12 protein-coding genes are annotated in these 17,994 nt (G+C 38.6%); 5 read left to right on the top strand and 7 right to left on the bottom strand.

Going from position 1 to position 17,994, the window contains the following annotated elements; all coding sequences use genetic code 11:
- Positions 1-75: 75 nt before the first annotated feature.
- Genes MUN88_RS20720 through MUN88_RS20705 form a run of 4 tightly spaced genes read left to right on the top strand, consistent with a single transcriptional unit; the run spans position 76 to position 7,004 of the window.
- A complete protein-coding gene (locus tag MUN88_RS20720) occupies positions 76-1,902 on the top strand; it encodes a cache domain-containing sensor histidine kinase (protein ID WP_244718917.1) in 1,827 nt (608 codons plus the stop codon).
- The gene (locus MUN88_RS20715) at positions 1,880-3,490 is read left to right on the top strand and encodes an AraC family transcriptional regulator (RefSeq protein ID WP_244718914.1); all 1,611 of its coding nucleotides are present in this window, start codon (positions 1,880-1,882) and stop codon (positions 3,488-3,490) included. Before MUN88_RS20720 ends, MUN88_RS20715 begins: the two co-directional genes overlap by 23 nt.
- On the top strand, positions 3,487-5,187 hold the full coding sequence (locus MUN88_RS20710; RefSeq protein ID WP_244718911.1) for a heparinase II/III domain-containing protein: 1,701 nt from the start codon (positions 3,487-3,489) through the stop codon (positions 5,185-5,187). The genes MUN88_RS20715 and MUN88_RS20710 overlap by 4 nt, the downstream gene beginning before the upstream one ends.
- Before the next feature lie 11 nt (positions 5,188-5,198).
- Positions 5,199-7,004, top strand: a complete 1,806-nt coding sequence (locus MUN88_RS20705) for a DUF2264 domain-containing protein (protein ID WP_244718909.1) — start codon at positions 5,199-5,201, stop codon at positions 7,002-7,004.
- A 1,110-nt stretch (positions 7,005-8,114) separates the two neighbouring features.
- Here the strand turns inward: MUN88_RS20705 and MUN88_RS20700 are convergent.
- The 7 genes from MUN88_RS20700 to ppc form a co-directional block, all read right to left on the bottom strand.
- Positions 8,115-9,185 carry an ABC transporter substrate-binding protein gene (locus tag MUN88_RS20700; protein WP_244718906.1) on the bottom strand — a complete coding sequence of 357 codons (1,071 nt, stop codon included), beginning with the start codon at positions 9,183-9,185 and terminating at the stop codon, positions 8,115-8,117.
- Between the two features lie 66 nt (positions 9,186-9,251).
- Positions 9,252-10,025 carry an ABC transporter ATP-binding protein gene (locus MUN88_RS20695; protein WP_244718903.1) on the bottom strand — a complete coding sequence of 258 codons (774 nt, stop codon included), beginning with the start codon at positions 10,023-10,025 and terminating at the stop codon, positions 9,252-9,254.
- 20 nt (positions 10,026-10,045) lie between these two features.
- Positions 10,046-10,801, bottom strand: a complete 756-nt coding sequence (locus MUN88_RS20690; protein ID WP_244718900.1) for an ABC transporter permease — start codon at positions 10,799-10,801, stop codon at positions 10,046-10,048.
- Positions 10,802-10,953: 152 nt separating this feature from the next.
- A complete protein-coding gene (locus tag MUN88_RS20685; protein WP_244718897.1) occupies positions 10,954-11,904 on the bottom strand; it encodes a ribose-phosphate diphosphokinase in 951 nt (316 codons plus the stop codon).
- Between the two features lie 76 nt (positions 11,905-11,980).
- Positions 11,981-13,102 carry a glycerate kinase gene (locus tag MUN88_RS20680; protein ID WP_244718894.1) on the bottom strand — a complete coding sequence of 374 codons (1,122 nt, stop codon included), beginning with the start codon at positions 13,100-13,102 and terminating at the stop codon, positions 11,981-11,983.
- A 118-nt stretch (positions 13,103-13,220) separates the two neighbouring features.
- Positions 13,221-13,511: a spore morphogenesis/germination protein YwcE gene (locus MUN88_RS20675; RefSeq protein WP_244724673.1), complete on the bottom strand. Its 291-nt coding sequence runs from the start codon at positions 13,509-13,511 to the stop codon at positions 13,221-13,223.
- A 704-nt stretch (positions 13,512-14,215) separates the two neighbouring features.
- The gene (gene ppc / locus MUN88_RS20670) at positions 14,216-16,969 is read right to left on the bottom strand and encodes a phosphoenolpyruvate carboxylase (RefSeq protein WP_244718891.1); all 2,754 of its coding nucleotides are present in this window, start codon (positions 16,967-16,969) and stop codon (positions 14,216-14,218) included.
- 366 nt (positions 16,970-17,335) lie between these two features.
- Here ppc and MUN88_RS20665 point away from each other — a divergent pair, with 366 nt between their 5' ends.
- On the top strand, positions 17,336-17,875 hold the full coding sequence (locus MUN88_RS20665) for a glycerol-3-phosphate responsive antiterminator (RefSeq protein ID WP_244718888.1): 540 nt from the start codon (positions 17,336-17,338) through the stop codon (positions 17,873-17,875).
- The last annotated feature ends 119 nt before the right edge of the window (positions 17,876-17,994 follow it).

Below are 17,994 nucleotides of genomic sequence, written 5' to 3'. Positions count from 1 at the left end.
ATAAAACGATTACAATTAAGCAAGGGGCGTTAATCCGTTGTCCCCAACCATTCTTTTAACGTGAGGAGGATGTACATGAGGGCACTGTTTCGGAGATTAACGTCTCCTTCTTTTCGTTCTAAAGTTTTTCTTGCATCCTTTATCTGTATCGGTATTCCTGTCATCCTGTCCTTATCTATTTATAATTATTTGACAAGAGATGCAGTGGAAGAGCAAGCAATGCAAAATGCGATCAAAGCATTGGATTTAACAGAGGAGAATGTTTCACATATCTTAGATGATATGCTGAACGTTTCCAACTTTGTCCAAATTGATTCGGAATTAAACACGATTTTAAAAAACAAATCCAATATGACGTTGTCTGCGTTGGAAAATCAGAATTACAGTGGCTTTTTGGAAGATCGTCAAATTCAAAAAACGATCGAGGACATTACACTGCTTGGCGAAAAGTCTTATGTGACCATTTTGCTGAAGAACGGCAAATATTATACCAATTACACGACTGCACAATTTGATCCATATTCGTTGTATGATGAGAAATGGCTCGATAAATTAGAGGAAGTTAACGGGTATGAAACATACTGGTCTGGAGTAGAGCCGACAATGCTCCAATACGAAAAAATTCAGAATCCCTATCAGCTGTCAGTAGGAAAAACGTTAAGAAGTAATAACAAAGAAATTTATGGCTATGTCATCGTGACACTTTTAGAAACAAAAGTCAGAACCGTGTTAATGAACAAAAATGAATCAGAAGATCTATTGCTGGTTGACGGTGATGATACAATTTTATCCCATCAGGACCCACAACAAATTAATCGTAAGGCAGAATTCGTTGCACAATTGAATCCACGTCAGTCCTCGCAAATCGTAGAATTAAAAGGTCAAAAATATGTCGTAACGCAAAAGAAATTAACCTTTAATGATTGGAAGCTGGTTTCAAAGATTCCCTATAAAGAAGCGACATCAAATATTAATGCCATTTTTTCAAAGGTGTTTATTTTGTTAGCGGTTTCTTTTGCTGTTTTCTTTTTGATTCTGGCCTATTTAATGAGCCGTATTACCAAGCCGCTCCGCTATCTTGAACGTGTAGTCAGGAAGGTCCAGGGAGGAGATTTGTCTGTTCGTTCTCAGGTGGAAAGTAAAGATGAAATCGGAGAGTTCTCACAATCATTAAATAATATGTTAGATCGCGTTAATATGATGATTACAGAGGTTAGCCATACACATAAAAGAAAAAGAAAAGCCGAATTAGCGATGCTTCAGGCTCAAATTAATCCGCATTTTTTATTTAATGTCTTAAATTCAATACGAATGAAAGTATTTCGTTTTGGTGATAGAGACAGTGCCGGTATGATTCAATCGTTATCTAAGCTTCTGCGTTGGACGATTGATAATCAAGATGATCAAATATTATTTCGTGATGAGCTTGGATTAATTCGTGACTATGTCAACCTGATGAATATGCGCCAAAAAAATAAAGTAACATTACTAATAGAGTGTACAGATCGAACCAAAGACCAACTGGTGCCGAGATTTTTGCTACAACCGTTAATAGAAAATGCAATTATTCATGGTTTAAATCAGGGTGAAGGCGAAATTCGAATTGAGGCTGATGTAAATGAATACCAGTTTATCATTTTGATTCATGATAATGGTGCCGGTATGAGTGAGGCTGCACTAACACGTGTAAATGAAACATTTGGAAAATCAACGAATACGACACGACCAGCAAGCCATTCTGGATTTTCCAGTATTGGTATGACTAATGTATATGAACGATTGCAGCTTTCTTATCGGCAAAAACCTGAAATGTTAGTGAAAAGCAGCGAAAAAGTAGGAACAACAATTGAAATCATTATTCCTTTAGGTGGTGAAGAGGATGTACAAGGTAATGTTAGTTGATGATGATTACCCAACGATCGAATTTTTATCGGAAACAATTGATTGGGAAGCACTGGGGATGGAGTTACTGAGCTCACATGAGAATGGTCTTCTAGCCTATGAGTCTGCCAAAGAAGAGATGCCAGATATATTAGTAACAGATATCGGAATGCCGAAGATGGATGGTATCGAATTAACGAGAAAGATGAAGGAAATGAAAGATAACTTGCAAGTCGCTATCATTTCCTGTCATAATGAATTTTCTTATGCACAGCAAGCATTAAAATTGGATGTGCAAGATTATATATTAAAAGAATCACTCAATCCCGATGATTTGGAAGAAATATTATTACATTGCAAACGACAATTAGATCGTGATATTACGAAGTTGGTAGAAGTAAAACAGTTACAGCATAAGGTGAAAATAAATACGGATATCGAAAATCAAAAGCTGTTACGTCAACTAATCCAAGGATCTTCTAAACGATTTTTAGAAGTCTTACATAAACAGACTTCTTATATTCCTGTCCAATTTTCGATCGAGGATTTTTACAAAGTAAAAGAAAATTATATATCGGAAGATACCTTGCAATTTGCGATTTTAAATGTATTGCAGGAAATGACAGAGCATCAGCAGGGACTGAAGGTTGTTTGTGTGAATTTCGAGGCTAACAAAGGCTTCATTTTTTATCCCTATCGAGTCACAATCAAGCATGACAACTACGGTGAACTGCGGATTCTGCTGAAATCATTACAAGAAGCGCTAAAGCAATTCTTGAATATTGATCTTGCTTTTTTAATTGGTAATGAAACAGATGTTGAGACACTGAGACCGGAAATACTGTCCATATTGCACAATGAATCACAATTGTTCTACGCCCGGTCAAGAGCCATTTTAACAATCGATAAACAGATGGAACGGGAGGCTTTTAACCAGGAAATTTTCTCATATTACCAAGAGGTCACTTCTCAATTGAAGCAAGCTTTGTTTGAACGAAACCTTACTGATTTTTCTCGTTATTTAGAGAAGTGGATTCAATTCTGTATACAAAAACAATTTCACCCTAAAGTAGTAAAAGAATGGTTCCTGCGTATGGTTCTGGATGTGAATATGCGATTACGAACGATGCCCTATTTACCTTCCAATTATCATGTGGAAGCATTACAGGAAGAGGTACTTGTTCTCCATTCCATCTATGAATTACAAGACTGGCTGCAAGACTATGCCAAAAAATGCTTAGATGAAACCGCTCAGCAATTGAAGAACAATTATCATAAAGACGTGTTGGAAGCCTGCTATTATGTCTCTCATAATCTGCACAAAAAGCTGTCATTAGATGAAGTGGCAGAACATCTTTATCTAAATGCAAGTTATTTCAGCAGGTTATTCAAAAAAGAAATGCAAGTAACCTTTGTTGAATATGTTAAACAACGCAAAGTAGAACGGGCAAAAGAGTTATTAGAAGTAACGGATGATTCCGTTGGTAACATTTGTGATCAGTTGGGGTACGACAATCAGAGTTATTTTATCAAAGTATTTAAGAAGCTGGTTGGCTGTACCCCACTGGAATTCAGAGGCAACAAATGGAATGGGGTAAATGCTAAATGACCTGGCGAAATCGAGTAATCGAAAAGCTGCGAGCAGACGCTGCACAATTGGAACAGGAAAAAGTAACGGAGATTGATTTTCGAACGTATCGGGAGTTTATGACGAATGGAGAGCGTGAAGCTTATGAACAGCAATATTTCTACCGAAGAAAACGAGTCACAACTTTTGGTTTAATGCTGTATGTATGTCCGCATGATATGCATTATGTATCGTTGCTGGAAAATGAAATCTGGCAAATATGTAATGAATTTACCTGGTGTTTGCCAGCCCACTTGGATCCGGACAGGGAAGAACAAAGCTATACAATGTATCTACAAACGAATCATTTAGCATATACAGTTGACCTTTTTGCAGCCGAAACAGCCTTTATGCTAGCTGAAATGGTGACTATGTATAAGGAGAGGCTGGATCCTTTCCTCATAGACAAAGTGGCGATTGAGGTAGACAGAAGAGTATTCACTCCTTTCAAACAACAAACTTTTCATTGGGAGAGGGCTGCCCACAATTGGGCGAGTGTATGCGGAGGATCAATCGGTGCTGCAGCTATCTATTTAATAGCGGATGAAGAAGAGAGGAATTCGATCCTTACTCGTGTCAATGAGACGATGAAATATTATCTATCCGGGTTTCAAGAAGATGGAGGGTGTACAGAAGGCTATTTATACTGGCAATACGGCTTTGGCTTTTTCTGTTATTATGCCGATTTGTTGAAAAAGGTTGAGCCGGTTAATTTGTTTCATGATCCGAAAGTTAAGCAAATTGCGTTGTTTCAGGAAAAAATCTTCTTATCAGATAATCACATTGTCAATTTCTCAGATGCTCCCCCTCATGCAGCACCAATGATTGGTTTTACGCATTATTTGCATCAGCAGTTTCCTGAGGTTCATCTGCCTAATAAGTATCTGGCCCGGACTGAGATTGTGGATCATTGTGGCAGATGGGCACCAGCAATTCGGGAATTACAATGGTATGATGACAGGCTGCAAGGTAGTGATTGGCCTAAGCAAAATTATTACTTAAAGGAATCTGCAATCTTTCTATCTCGTAAGAAAGAAGGTAGCTTCGCTGTAAAGGCAGGTCATAATGAAGAACCACATAATCACAATGATGTCGGACAATTCATTCTTTATGGAAAGAATCAGGTATTTCTACGAGATTTAGGTGCTGGTCAATATAACAAAGATTACTTTAATCACAATCGTTATCAGTTCATCTGTAACAGTGCAGAAGGGCATTCGGTTCCAGTGATTGACGGGACTTGTCAGCAGGCAGGGAAGGAGTATCGTGGCCATTTCGTAGAGGTAGAACAAAAATATGATATTGATCGTTTGCTTATGGATATGAGCCAAGCTTACCCTGCCGATGTACGCCTGTTGCGAGAATTGAAATGGATGCATACTGATCAGCCAGTACTTCAGGTTATGGACACTTTTCAGTTTAATCAAGCACCTGATTCTCTGGTAGAATCTTTTGTCGTAGCAGATCTGCCTTACAAATGTAAGGAGGACATGATTGTATTAATGGGAGAAGAAGTGAATTTGGAAATTCTTTATGATCGAGAATCATGGGAACCTGCTATCGAACGGAAAGATTTTATTAATCATAGTGGAGAGAAGGAATATTTCTTACATATAGTATTTAATTGTAATTTATTACAGCCAATGATTCAGGCTGATATCACGTTCAGAATTAATTAAGGAGGGAGAGTATGGATTGCTTGCATCATAATTCATTAAAAACAAAAGAGGATATTGCCAGATTAGCAGAATCAATGTGGCAGCCGTTAGACCCTTATTATGATAAATCTCATTCTAGGATTCAAGTAGGTCAGACTGCAGCAGCATACCCTGAACATGTAGCTGGTTTGGAATGCTTTTCCCGCGTTTTATGGGGAGCGGCTCCATTATTAATGGTAAAAGGTGAAGCAGCTTTGTGGCCGAGGCATTTAGATGGAATAATCAATGGTACTGATCCTGAGAGTGATGGCTATTGGGGAGAAATTGCAGATTATGATCAACGAATCGTTGAAATGGCAGCGTTCGGCTACGCGTTATGTCTGGCGCCGGAATATGTGTGGGAGCCACTGTCATCATCACAGCAAGAAAATCTGGTTCAATGGTTGAGTCAAGTAAATAAGCACAAAGCGCATGATTGTAATTGGCTGTTTTTTGCTGTTATCGTGAATATCGGCCTTAAAAAGGTCGGAGCGTATTACAGTCAAGAAACCATTGATCAACATTTGGACAGAATCGATGACTTCTATATTGGAGATGGCTGGTACCAGGATGGAGAAGTCGCTCATGTCGATTATTATACACCTTTTGCTATTCATTATTATGGATTGTTCTATGCCAAAATTATGGAGAAGGATGACCCTGCTCGCGCACGAATATATAAACAGCGAGCTGAACGATTTGCAGAAGATTTCATTCATTGGTTCTCTGATGATGGGCGCGCACTTCCTTATGGACGAAGTTTATCTTATCGTTTTGCACAGGCCTCTTTTTGGAGTGCGTATGTATTTGCGGGGTTAAGTAACATACCACTTGGCGTCGTAAAAGGCATTATTTTCAATCATTTGCGTCATTGGAGCAAGCAGGACATCTTTTTGCCAAATGGTACATTGTCCATAGGATATCAATATCCTAATTTGCATATGGCAGAAAATTATAATGCACCAGGTTCTCCGTATTGGGGGTTTAAAATATTTTTAATTTTAGCATTAGCGGATGATCATCCGTTTTGGAAGTCTGATGAAAAAAGATTACCATTATCAGAAGAAAAAGTTATGCAGTCCAATCCTCGTATGATGCTTGTTCGTGATGCTGATGCAGACCATGTTGCTGCATTTACAACTGGATACCAGCATACGAATGCTCACACCCATGCATCAGCAAAGTATGAGAAGTTTGTTTATTCCAATTACTTCGGTTTCAGTGTACCACGAGCCAATTTCGGTCTTGATCAAGGTGCTTTTGATAGCATGCTGGCGGTAAGTGAACAGGATAATCACTATCGTGTTAAGCAACAAATCATCGAGAAGCGGATCGAGCAGGATCATATCTATATTAAATGGAAACCTTGGCAGAATGTCACGATCAAAACATGGCTAATACCTGGGTTGCCATGGCATGTAAGGATTCATCAAATCGATACAGCAAGACCTTTGGATATCGCTGACGGTGGATTTTCATTAGGTTTATCTGATCAAGATGCTGACAATAAATGTGAGCATGGAAACGCTGAAACTGCAAATGGAAGAGTGTCTGCACTTTCATTAGATAAACAAGGAGAAGCGAAATGTATTTTTCCCAATGCAAATACAAATATAATGGAGAAACGAACCGTGCTTCCAACGGTTGAAGCGTCGATAGAAGCAGGTAAACACTTGTTGGTCCATGCCTTCTATGGTTCACCTGTTTCTCATGATCAGTCAACATCACCATCGCTGGAAAATAATATATTATATACCGATCAAAAAACGATAGCATTAGCAGATTTAGTTGGTAAATAGTATAGGGTGCCTGCAGGAAGATGAACTCTTGCAGGCTATTTATGTAAAAGAAGCAGAATGTTAGGATTGAGGTAACTTATAGCTGGTTAAGAACAAAAGAAACGATGATAGGATGAAAGTTTGAAACTTTGAGTATTAGCTAAAGGTGGCCTAGTATGCGAAGTCATTATAATCAACAGCAAAATAAGCCGTTTAACGATGCAAAATGAAGGTATACCTGCAAACGGAAAGGGAGCTTTATCCATGCCGATTAAGATAATTGGATATGTATTATTTGGTGGAATTTTTGTCCTTATCATTTTGGGGATGATCTTAAAATTTTTTTATAAGATTAAGAAAGCAATTACTTCATAAGCCAAGCCGAAACACCAAAATTTTTGCTTAAGATTGAGGAAATAATAGTGTAGGTTCTGATAATATGGATTATGTCAACTAGCAGCTAAATGGTAATTTTGAAATGATTCATGTACTCGGATACCGCTCCAGCCAACCACTTCGCGTCCTGCGGGGCACGGCTGAAGCTAACTTTGTGAAGAAAGGCACTTCACAAAGTGGATCTTCAGCACCTGCATGTCCCGCGGGAGTCTACGTGGTTGGCCTACGCTGATGTATGGTTTCTACAAATTATGCAAGAGTTAACATATTGAGAGGATTATTATTGCCTTTGGTACAATCACATTCATAATAACATTATGTTTAGCACCACTGCTTTTTTCTGTTCCATACGTTGTAGCACTTCCCTTAAGCGTAGGAAATATGCGGAGACTCCCGTGGAATCAGCGCGAGCTGAAGATCCACTTTGTCTGTGCCTGTGTCTGCAAGTATCGCTTCGAAGTGAGCTTCCTCGGCACAAGGCAGCAAAGAAGTTGTTCAAGTAGTAGCCTAGCTGAAGTCGTGCCCACAGGACGCGGAGCATATTTCCGGAGCTTTGCTACCCACATAAAATATATCAAAATGGACACATAATAATACAGTTCACTTTACATAATCCGTATTATAGATAGTTGTATTAGTAGGACGGATCGGGGTTCATGTCCGTTTTTTCCTGTTTGAACAACATGTAAGCCTCCTCACTTTACACAACAAGCGTGAAGTAAGGAGGCTTTAGTCTTATTCTTCGTATTTTCCGATAATATCAAGTGCTTCTTCAACGAGTGACATATCAATAACTTTATCAAAATCTAATTCTCCTTGGATTGCACCATTCTCTTTATAAAATTCATATTGATCGACTACGTTGTTTTCAAAAATATAACCATTAGGATTTAATCCTGTTACACCGACTTCTCTCCAAAGTTCTTCATCTTTTAAGGCAGTGTGGTTGGCCATGATCGAAATCACTTCACCGCCATCATCTTCCCCTTTGATAAATACGTCGTTATAATCACGGACTCCTCGTAAATAGGCGGCCATAAAGCGAAGCGCAACATCGCGTCTGTCTGTTAAAAACTTGGGAGATCCGAGAACCATTGCAATTTGAGCTTCTGGTGCATAAGCGGTAGCATCTAAGAACCGTTGATGAATTCCTTGGTTCGCTCCTTGTGTAATCAATGGTTCAATTTGCAAAGCAAGATCAACTTGCTTATTACCCATCGCAGCCATCATATTACCGAAATCACTCATTAATACAAATTCAACATCATCAGTTGAAATACCAGCATGCTTCAACATTTCATGATAAATATAGTCATCAACTGAATTCTCCGAGGAAACTGCAATTTTTTTGCCTTCTACATCGGCATACTCGGTAATCTCATCTTTTAAATCTTCACGCACTACAAATGTAAAATACGAACTTCCTTCATTATTATGGCCTTTATCTGCAATAAAACGAACGTCAATACCTTGTGCAATCGAGTTAAAGAAAGAAGCTGTAGAGATACCCCCAGCAACATCCACTTCACCAGAAGCAACAGCAGGTAACATTTCATCACTGTTTCCAAATGTGGCGAACTCTACTTCGATATTATATTCTTCAAAATAGCCTTTATCCTTAGCAATATAAAAGCCAGCTCCAGAAGCAGAACCATCTTCTGCAATTACCACTTTGGCCGTCTCTTCTAACGGTGCTAACGGATCATCATTGTCCGTTTTTTTCTTTTCCGTTGTTTCTGACGATTGACACGAACTAAGCAATAGAAACATAACAATAGCCATCATTGGGAAAATCCATTTTTTCATTTTTATTCCTCCATCTAATTTATCACGGAGCTAATTGTCCGCAAGACCCCCATTAGTCTCACTTCATCACTTTAGCCTGGCTTTTTTGACTTCACTTTGAAGATGCTCCCATACATCTAAAAATGTCTGTGTCATCGTGGAATCGGATCGCACTTGCTCGATAGATCGCGGCCTTTTAGTATCAATGTGGATGTCTTGAATGATTCTTCCTGGTTGTGCACTCATTAACAAAATTCGGTCACTGAGCAACAATGCTTCATCAATACTGTGGGTGATAAACAGTACTGTTTTTTTCGTTTCTTGCCAAATCGACAGCAATTCTTCTTGCAGTATAAACTTGTTTTGTTCATCTAAAGCAGCGAAAGGTTCATCCATTAACAGAATTTCAGGATCGTTCGCAAAGGCACGGGCGATGCTGACCCGCTGCTTCATGCCCCCAGATAATTCTTTAGGATAGAGGTGCTTAAACTGTGTTAATCCAACCTTATCTAAATAATATTCGGTACGTTCTTTAATGTAGTTCTTTGGTAAATGCCTCATTTTTAGTCCAAATGCTACATTGTCTTCGACGCTAAGCCAAGGAATAATGCCATTCTCCTGGAATACCATCGATTGTAATGGCTTCTTTTTATCACTTTGTTGAATGTGGACCGATCCGTTAGTTGTTTTTTCTAAGGCAGCTAATATTCTAAGTAATGTGGTTTTTCCACAGCCGCTCGGTCCGAGTAAACAAACGAATTCCCCTTGATTAATCGTTAAGGTGATCTGTTCAAGTGCCTGAATGTACTTATCCCGTTTAATAAATTGCTTCGACAAATCATCGATCATTATTTTTGACAACTTTATCCCTCTTTTCTGCTTTATTTCCACGGTAGTAATTTCCGTTCGAGTCCTCTAAGTAATAAGGAGAAAAAGTAACCAAAAAACGAAATAAGAATTAAACCGACATACATTTCTGGTAATAAAAATGCTCTGTAATTCATCCAGATCAAATAACCAATCCCCGAAGTTGCCCCAATCATTTCAGCTGCAACGATGGTTAGTAAGGCAATTGCCTGCCCCATCTGAATTCCTTCTAACATTACTGGCAGTGAACCGGGCAGAGCGATTTTGAAAAAGAAGTCCTTTGCGCTAGCTTGATAATTTTTTGCCACATCTAGATAAATCTTATCTATATTAGCGACACCAGCTGCAGTGTTAATGGCTACCGGGAAAAAGACACTAATAGCAATGGTAATCATTTTGGAAAATTCACCGATACCAAAAAGAATTAAGATAATTGGTAGCATTGCAATAGTTGGAATTGGCATAAAAATCATAATGATAGGTGAGAAGAACTGGCGGAAATAACGGTACATTCCCATTAATAACCCTATGCAAATTGCTGGTATAACACCGAGTAAAAACCCTAATACAATTCGTCTTAAACTGATCAAAATGTGCTGAAAAAGTTCACCAGACTCTCCCATTTGTATAAGTGTTTTCAGTATTAATGTTGGTGGTGGAAAGAATCGTGGATCCAGTATGGAAAATTGGGAACAAAATTCCCATATCAACAGTAAACACAATGGGGAGGAGATGGTGATCAACTGTGCTAATGATATTTTTATACGCATGATCCCTCTTCCTCTCTTTATATGGCTATCATATGTATTCGCCCAGAAGGTGTGCCAAAAAAATCTGTAGGAAAATCTTACAAGGGAAGGGGGAGAGCGACTTTAAATCAAAAAAAGCAGTACGATGATTAACATCGTACTGCCGTCCATTTTTACTTATATAAGGAACTGACGGATTGCTGTTCATATAAACGGATAATGGCTTCTGCCGCTACTGGTGCAACGGTCAATTGGGTTACTTTATTAACTTGTTTTTCTTCTTTTAGTGGAATCGTATTAGTAACGATCAATTCTTTAATACCAGAGTCGAGGATCTTATTTACAGCAGAGCCTGAAAGAACCGGGTGTGTCGTACAAGCATAAACTTCTTTAGTGCCATGATTTTGTAACGCTTCTGCACTCGTGGAGATTCGATGTCCGGTATCAATAATATCATCGATAATGATCGCTGTTTTATTTTCAACTTCACCCACAATACTAATCGTAGATGCATTATCGCGTGGACCGCGTCGATCGACGATAGCGATTGGAGCTTTTAATTGATCCGCTAAATGTCTTGCACGTGACACACTGCTGTGATCTGGTGCTACCACAACGATATGTTCTAATTGCTTTGCATCTAAGTAACTGCCGATAATTGGAACAGCGGTGATTGGGTCGACTGGTATATCAAAGAACCCTTGCGCCTGTGGTGCGTGCAGGTCAATGGAAATCATCCGATGTGCACCAGCTTTTTGGATAAGATCTGCGATTAATTTGGCTGTGATCGGTTCTCTTGCACGAGATTTACGATCTTGACGCGCATACCCGTAGTAAGGCATGACGACATTTATTGATCGGGCAGAAGCTCTCTTCAATGCATCCACCATGATCAGCAATTCCATAATATGATCCTCTACTGGATCATAAGTAGACTGAATGACAAATACATCACAGCCTCTGATGCTTTCTTCAATATTAATTTGAATTTCCCCATCACTGAACGTTTTAACAGATGATTTTCCTAAATCAATTCCGATATGTTTGACAATTTCTTCAGCAAGTGGAAGGTTTGAACTCAATGCAAATACTTTCAATTTGCTATTATGGTATGTATCAGTCAAGCAAAAGACCTCCTCATTGTTGTTGTTTCTATTCCATATTATCGCAAAAAGCAGCAAGTGTCACAAGTTATCAATCTTATCTAAATGCTTGAATAAGTGAGATAATTTGTTTGACTTGCTCTGATAACAGGGAAGATGTGTTTGTCATGCATTCTGCAAGTGATAGTGGACGGTTGACGATTGAAAAACAACCGGCAAAATATTTGCGTAATTTCGTGGTGTCGCCACCTATACTGCCAGACAGCAGGACTGCTGGAATTTGATAATTATTGGCAAGATCCGCGACATATCCAGGCGCTTTTCCATAGAGAGTCTGTTCGTCACTCTGTCCTTCACCAGTGATAACCAAATCAGCCTGTTTAATAGCTTCAGGCAATGCAATCGCTTCTCCGATCAGTTTAGCACCTGATTGCAATGTGCCACCAAGTGTAAGAAATGCAAAGCCTAAACCACCGGCAGCTCCGGCACCAGCAGTATCTTGGTAATTAGTACCTGACTGATGTTCTAAAAGTTTTGCGAATTGCTCTAATGCTAGATCATATTGATGTACTTGATCAGGTGTGGCGCCTTTTTGCGGGCCATAGACACTGCTTGCCCCGAGTTCACCACACAATGGATTATCTACGTCACAGGCAATTCGTAAATCGACCATGGCTAGCCTTGGATCTAGTTTTTCCATATTAACGGACGTGATACGTAATAGGTCCTTTCCAAATATATCTACGGTTTCCCCATCCTCATCGTATGCCTCTAAGCCAAGAGCCTGCAATAAACCTAGGCCGCCATCATTGGTTGCACTTCCGCCTAAACCAACGATAATCTTGTTGCACCCTTTATCAAGTGCATCCAGTATGGCTTGCCCCATTCCGTATGTAGTCGTTAAATCGGGGTTTCTTTTCTCTTCTGTCACTTGGTACAACCCTGCATGCATAGCCGTTTCAATTATCGCTGTTTTATCATCAATAATGGCATAGCTTGTCTGAATGGTTTCACCTAATGGACCTAACGTGGGTAAGTGGATCTCATCTCCAGATGAGGCAGATAATATGGCTTCTATCGTTCCTTCACCACCGTCTGCCATTGGTTTCGTAATGACGTTGTGATCACCCAACACTTCGATGGCCTGTTTCATCGTCTCGGCAACATCAGTTGCAGAAAGACTGCCTTTGTATGAATCTGGTGCTACAACAATTTGCATAGTTGTTCCTCCATATCTTAAAACGATTTGTTTAAATTATACCGAAGATATCGCTTTCATACAATCAACTCGAAGTCGCTTAACATATCGAACATAAAAAAAGTGATGTACGTTGACATCACTTGGAGAGCTCAATTGATTTTTTTAATAGTTGTTTTTGTTTAACAGTTTTGCGCATTTCAAGCAATACGATGGTGAATGCAATATGGCCATACACGATATTAGCAAAGAATATACCCCACAGCAGCATTTCGCCAGTTCCAATTCCTGCAGTCATATGCTGATAGAAGGTGAACCATGCGCCAACCACCAATGGAATTTGTCCGATGGCTGTTTTTTTCCAATTATCTCCCCACAAAATGAACGGTGTACAACTAAATACTAATAAAAATATTAACAATATATCCATCATCATCACCTCAATGAATAAAATTTAAATCTGTAAGAGGATGTTCAAAAAGTCCGGGAAAAAACGCTGTGAACTTCTGCGTTGGCTTGCTTCTCTGTGCCTCATGTACTAATACATCCCGATACTCGAAGCTATGCCGCCTTGAATTTCTTTGCGCTTTTTGTCCTCCTTTTTGAACACGCACTGTAAGTGTTTACAATAATAGTATATCACAGATGTTCATAAAGTTGTAACATTTAATTCAAAAATCAGACACAAATTTGTTGAAAAAAATTCACGATATATTATTATTTACCCGATGTGAGTGAAACTAAAAGTGAAATAACGAAAATATTTAGAATATGTGAAATGATGATATGCGTGTGAACAGTGATAGGGGAGAACAAACACTCCGTAACTTAAGTGTATTAAGCAAAAGAAGAACTGTATGCCAATGTGGTAATGTTGATAGGTTTTCTATGCGTAGCAAAGCTCCTAAAAATTGCTCCACGTCCTGTGGGACGCGAAGTAGTTGGCCGGAGCGGTATCATACAACTAAAAACATTTCAAAATAACCTCTCCGCTAGTTGCCATAATCCGTTTAAAAGAACCTATCTTTTTTTCTAAGAGCAATTTGCACGAATCCGTAATTAAATACTGTTTTGGCTTATAAAAAAACTGCCAGTGCTTGCGTAAGGCACTGGCAGTTTGATATATAGTTTGGATCAGCCTGTATTGCGAAGACCTGCTGCTACACCGTTAATGGTGAGTAGAGCTTCCATTAATAATTCATCATAATGTTCGCCGTCTTCGCCTTTAGCTCGTAATTGTGAAACTAGTTGTACTTGTAATAAGTTTAACGGGTCTACTAGTGGATTACGTAATCTCACCGAGTCCTTAATGTTGGTGCGATTATCCAACAATTCTTCTTGTCCGGTAATTTTAAGGACAATGTCTTTTGTGACTTGGTATTCTTCTTTGATTGCACCAAAAATACGGGAGCTGATTTCTTTATCTTCCATCATATCAGCGTAGCCTTGAGCCGTATTGATGTCTGCTTTTGTTAGGGCCATTTGCAGATTATTAATTGTTGCATGGAAGAATGGCCACTGTTGGTACATTTTTTGCAGTAACTCTAAGTTTCCAGTCTGGTCAAGATATTGCTTGAAGCCAGTACCCGCAGCATACCAGGCTGGTAGCAACTGACGGCTTTGTGTCCAAGCAAATACCCAGGGGATTGCACGTAAGTCTTCAAAACGATTGCTACCTTTACGTTTCATTGGACGAGAACCAATATTTAAATCACCAAGTTCGTGTAAAGGAGTCGCCTCGTTGAAGTATTGAATAAAGCCTGGATCTTCGAATACAAGGGACTGATATTTTTTCAGTGCGTATTCAGAGATTGTACTCATTGCTTCCACTTCTTCCTGGATCGGTACCATATTTTCATGGTCATCGTTAAGCCCCATAATACCTGTTAGCAACGTAGATGTTGCCTGCTCAAGACTACGGTACGCGATATCCTCCAATAAATAGCGGGAAGACAATACTTCACCTTGTTCTGTGATTTTTACACCATCACCTAGTGTAACGGCTGGTTGTGATAATAAGCTGGAGTAAAGTGGTCCACCACCACGTCCAAGTGATCCACCACGTCCATGGAAGTATTTCAGCTTCACGCCATAGCTTGAAGCAATATCATGTATTTCCTGTTGTGCCTGAAATAATTCCCAATTTGCAGTAATGTTTCCACCGTCTTTACTACTGTCGGAATAACCAAGCATTACTTCCTGCAAATCACCGCGTGCTTCTAAATGCTTGCGGTAAAGCGGAATGTTAAATAATTTTTTTATCATGTCTGGACCGTTTTTTAAATCATCAATTGTTTCAAGAAGTGGAGCAACATGAATTCTGCTGACAACTTTTCCATCAGGATGAACACGGTATAGTCCTGCTTCTTTAGCAAGAACTAATACTTCTAACAAATCACTCACGTTGTCTGTCATACTAATTAAATACACTTCAATGGCACGAAGACCGAATGTATCCTGCGCTCTTTTAATCATACGGAATGTATCAATGACTTCTAGGGTTTCAGGTGAAAATTCATCATAAATAGAGATCATCGGACGAGGATTCTCTAAAGTGGATGTTAGAATTTTCACTTTCTCGTCTTCATTTAGTGATTTATAATCCTTGATGATGTCCACTTTTTCATAAATTTCTGTCAACGCAGATTCATGCTCACCACTGTGATTACGTATATCAAGTGAAGCAAGGTGGAAACCAAATAAATCAACTTGACGAATCACTTTGCGCAGTAATTTTACAGGGTTATGTGATGGGTGGTGAACTTTCATGCTTTCACGAATTAAATATAAATCTGCTAGTAAATCTTCTGATTTTGCATACCCTAGTTCATGATCCTGTTCCGTATATTCCAATTTCCTCAGCATCAATGATAATTTTACTCGGTATACTTCATCTTCTTTGTGCCAGCCATTAAACTGTAAAGCTTGTTGATCGTTTAGGATGGATTCCCTAAGATCATTGCTGACTTCAATTTTAGAATCAGAATGACTGAGTCGGTCTTTTAATGTCGCTAATGCTTCTTTATATTTCTTAAGTACCAATTCTCTATGTTTTTTTAATGTTTCATAGGTAGTAGTTGCTTTTACATTCGGGTTACCATCACGGTCTCCACCAATCCATGAACCGAACCGAAGGAATGAAGGAATCTTCCAGCGAAGATTGTATCTTTCAAACAATAAGTCCTCCAGGTCATCATGAATTTTTGGTAAAACATCAAATAGAACCCTGTCAAAATAGTAGAGACCATTCGAAACTTCTTTCATAACAGATGGTTTCTTTTGTCGGATTTCTTGTGTTTGCCATAAGAACGTGATTTCATTCGCAATTCGTTCCTGGAGCATTTTCTTTTCGTATCGTGTATAAGAATAGTCCCACTGCGTTAAGAGGCGTGCAATTCGTTTATGAATTTGAAGGATCGTACGTCTGGTAGCCTCTGTCGGGTGAGCAGTCATAATAAGTTCTAAAGATAATTTCTCTAATAGTTCTGTGATTTGTTCAGGAGTTACGTTGTTATCGATTAATGTTTTAACTCCAGCTTCAAGTGAACCAGGTTGAATGATATTGGTATCTTGAGCCTGGTATTCACGTCTTCTTCTTGATCTGTAGTTTTGTTCAGCAATATTGAGCAAGTGTAGGTGAATGGAAAATGCGCGAATAACCATTTTTCTTAATTCTGGCTCTAAATTACTGATTTTTTCTTTGATTTTGTTTTGAATTGTCGTATCTTGCTTGTCTCTTGATTCGGTAGAGAGTACGCGAATTTCTTTTACTGTGTTTAGCAGGTTTTCTCCACCTTCGTGTAATAATACATCGTCCAAAATTTTCGATAAGTAGTCGGCGTCTTTCATTAATGAAATATTAGATTTCTCCTCAAAGCTTGTTGCCATTGTGTCCCACTTCCTTTCAAAGTTTTCATTCAACAATGATGTTACAAATAAAGTATTAAGTTCATAATGTTGTGCACCTGAATTGTCTTCAGTAGATAAATTGGCTGGAATTGGTTAGAGGACTTGATTTGAGCATATGAAATGCACGGTTTATAAGTTGCACTACAAAATAAATGAAAATACGACATAAAATAGACACATCTATTATCATAACATGTTTTTCAGAAAATGAGTAATAATTTTTCTTTATTATCTTAATTATCTGAAAATCAAATTATAAAAAATAGAATAGTTGTGTCCCGTTCTCTATTAAGTTTATGCTAAATAATAGATATTCGCAAATGTTCAGGAACAGGAGGGGAAAGCATGGATTTACAAGGTGTTCTGCCAGCTGTACGAAAAATGAAAGATTTTGAAGTATTATTAAAAAATGATGGGCATTCTTTAATTATCTTATTGGAAACAAGAATTGCACAATTACCACAAGTGGTTCAATATGCGAAAAAAAGTGGAAAAAGGGTTTTGGTTCACGCGGATTTGATCAACGGATTAAAGGTTGATCAATATGGTATGGAATTTCTTGTGCGCCAGATCAAAGTGGATGGAATTGTTTCTACCAGGGCGAGTGTGATCACATTGGCTAAGAAAAGCGGGATTGTTGCTATTCAGCGTTTGTTTGCTATAGATAGCTCTGCTATCACTAAAAATATTGCATTAATCCAAAAATCCAACCCTGATTATATTGAAGTTTTACCAGGAATTATACCATCAGTAATCAAAGAAATTGCAGAGGAAACAAGAATTCCGGTTATAGCGGGAGGTTTAATTAAAACCGAAGATGAAATCGAAAGCGCCTTAGCTAGCGGAGCGATAGCTGTCACGACATCTCGTCGGTCTTTATGGTGAAGGAAGGGCAAGAAAAAATGTTTGACGTATGTCAGGAAATTCGATATTCTAGTAGACACAAGTTAAAAGAACGTGTCGGAGAATAGGAGTCCACACAGCACATTTTCGTATCATAATTA

The sequence above is a fragment of the Gracilibacillus caseinilyticus genome, assembly GCF_022919115.1.
In the GTDB taxonomy this organism is placed as follows: Bacteria; Bacillota; Bacilli; order Bacillales; family Amphibacillaceae; genus Gracilibacillus; species Gracilibacillus caseinilyticus.
Note: the sequence above shows the minus strand (reverse complement) of the source record. Positions and strands in the feature narration are given on the sequence as shown.

Excerpts from the sequence above, each read along its gene's own strand:
- MUN88_RS20720 (WP_244718917.1), top strand. The coding sequence starts at position 76 with ATGAGGGCACTGTTTCGGAGATTAACGTCTCCTTCTTTTCGTTCTAAA.
- MUN88_RS20715 (WP_244718914.1), top strand. The coding sequence starts at position 1,880 with ATGTACAAGGTAATGTTAGTTGATGATGATTACCCAACGATCGAATTT.
- MUN88_RS20710 (WP_244718911.1), top strand. The coding sequence starts at position 3,487 with ATGACCTGGCGAAATCGAGTAATCGAAAAGCTGCGAGCAGACGCTGCA.
- MUN88_RS20705 (WP_244718909.1), top strand. The coding sequence starts at position 5,199 with ATGGATTGCTTGCATCATAATTCATTAAAAACAAAAGAGGATATTGCC.
- MUN88_RS20700 (WP_244718906.1), bottom strand. The coding sequence starts at position 9,185 with ATGAAAAAATGGATTTTCCCAATGATGGCTATTGTTATGTTTCTATTG.
- MUN88_RS20690 (WP_244718900.1), bottom strand. The coding sequence starts at position 10,801 with ATGCGTATAAAAATATCATTAGCACAGTTGATCACCATCTCCTCCCCA.
- MUN88_RS20680 (WP_244718894.1), bottom strand. The coding sequence starts at position 13,102 with ATGCAAATTGTTGTAGCACCAGATTCATACAAAGGCAGTCTTTCTGCA.
- MUN88_RS20675 (WP_244724673.1), bottom strand. The coding sequence starts at position 13,511 with ATGGATATATTGTTAATATTTTTATTAGTATTTAGTTGTACACCGTTC.
- ppc (WP_244718891.1), bottom strand. The coding sequence starts at position 16,969 with ATGGCAACAAGCTTTGAGGAGAAATCTAATATTTCATTAATGAAAGAC.
- MUN88_RS20665 (WP_244718888.1), top strand. The coding sequence starts at position 17,336 with ATGGATTTACAAGGTGTTCTGCCAGCTGTACGAAAAATGAAAGATTTT.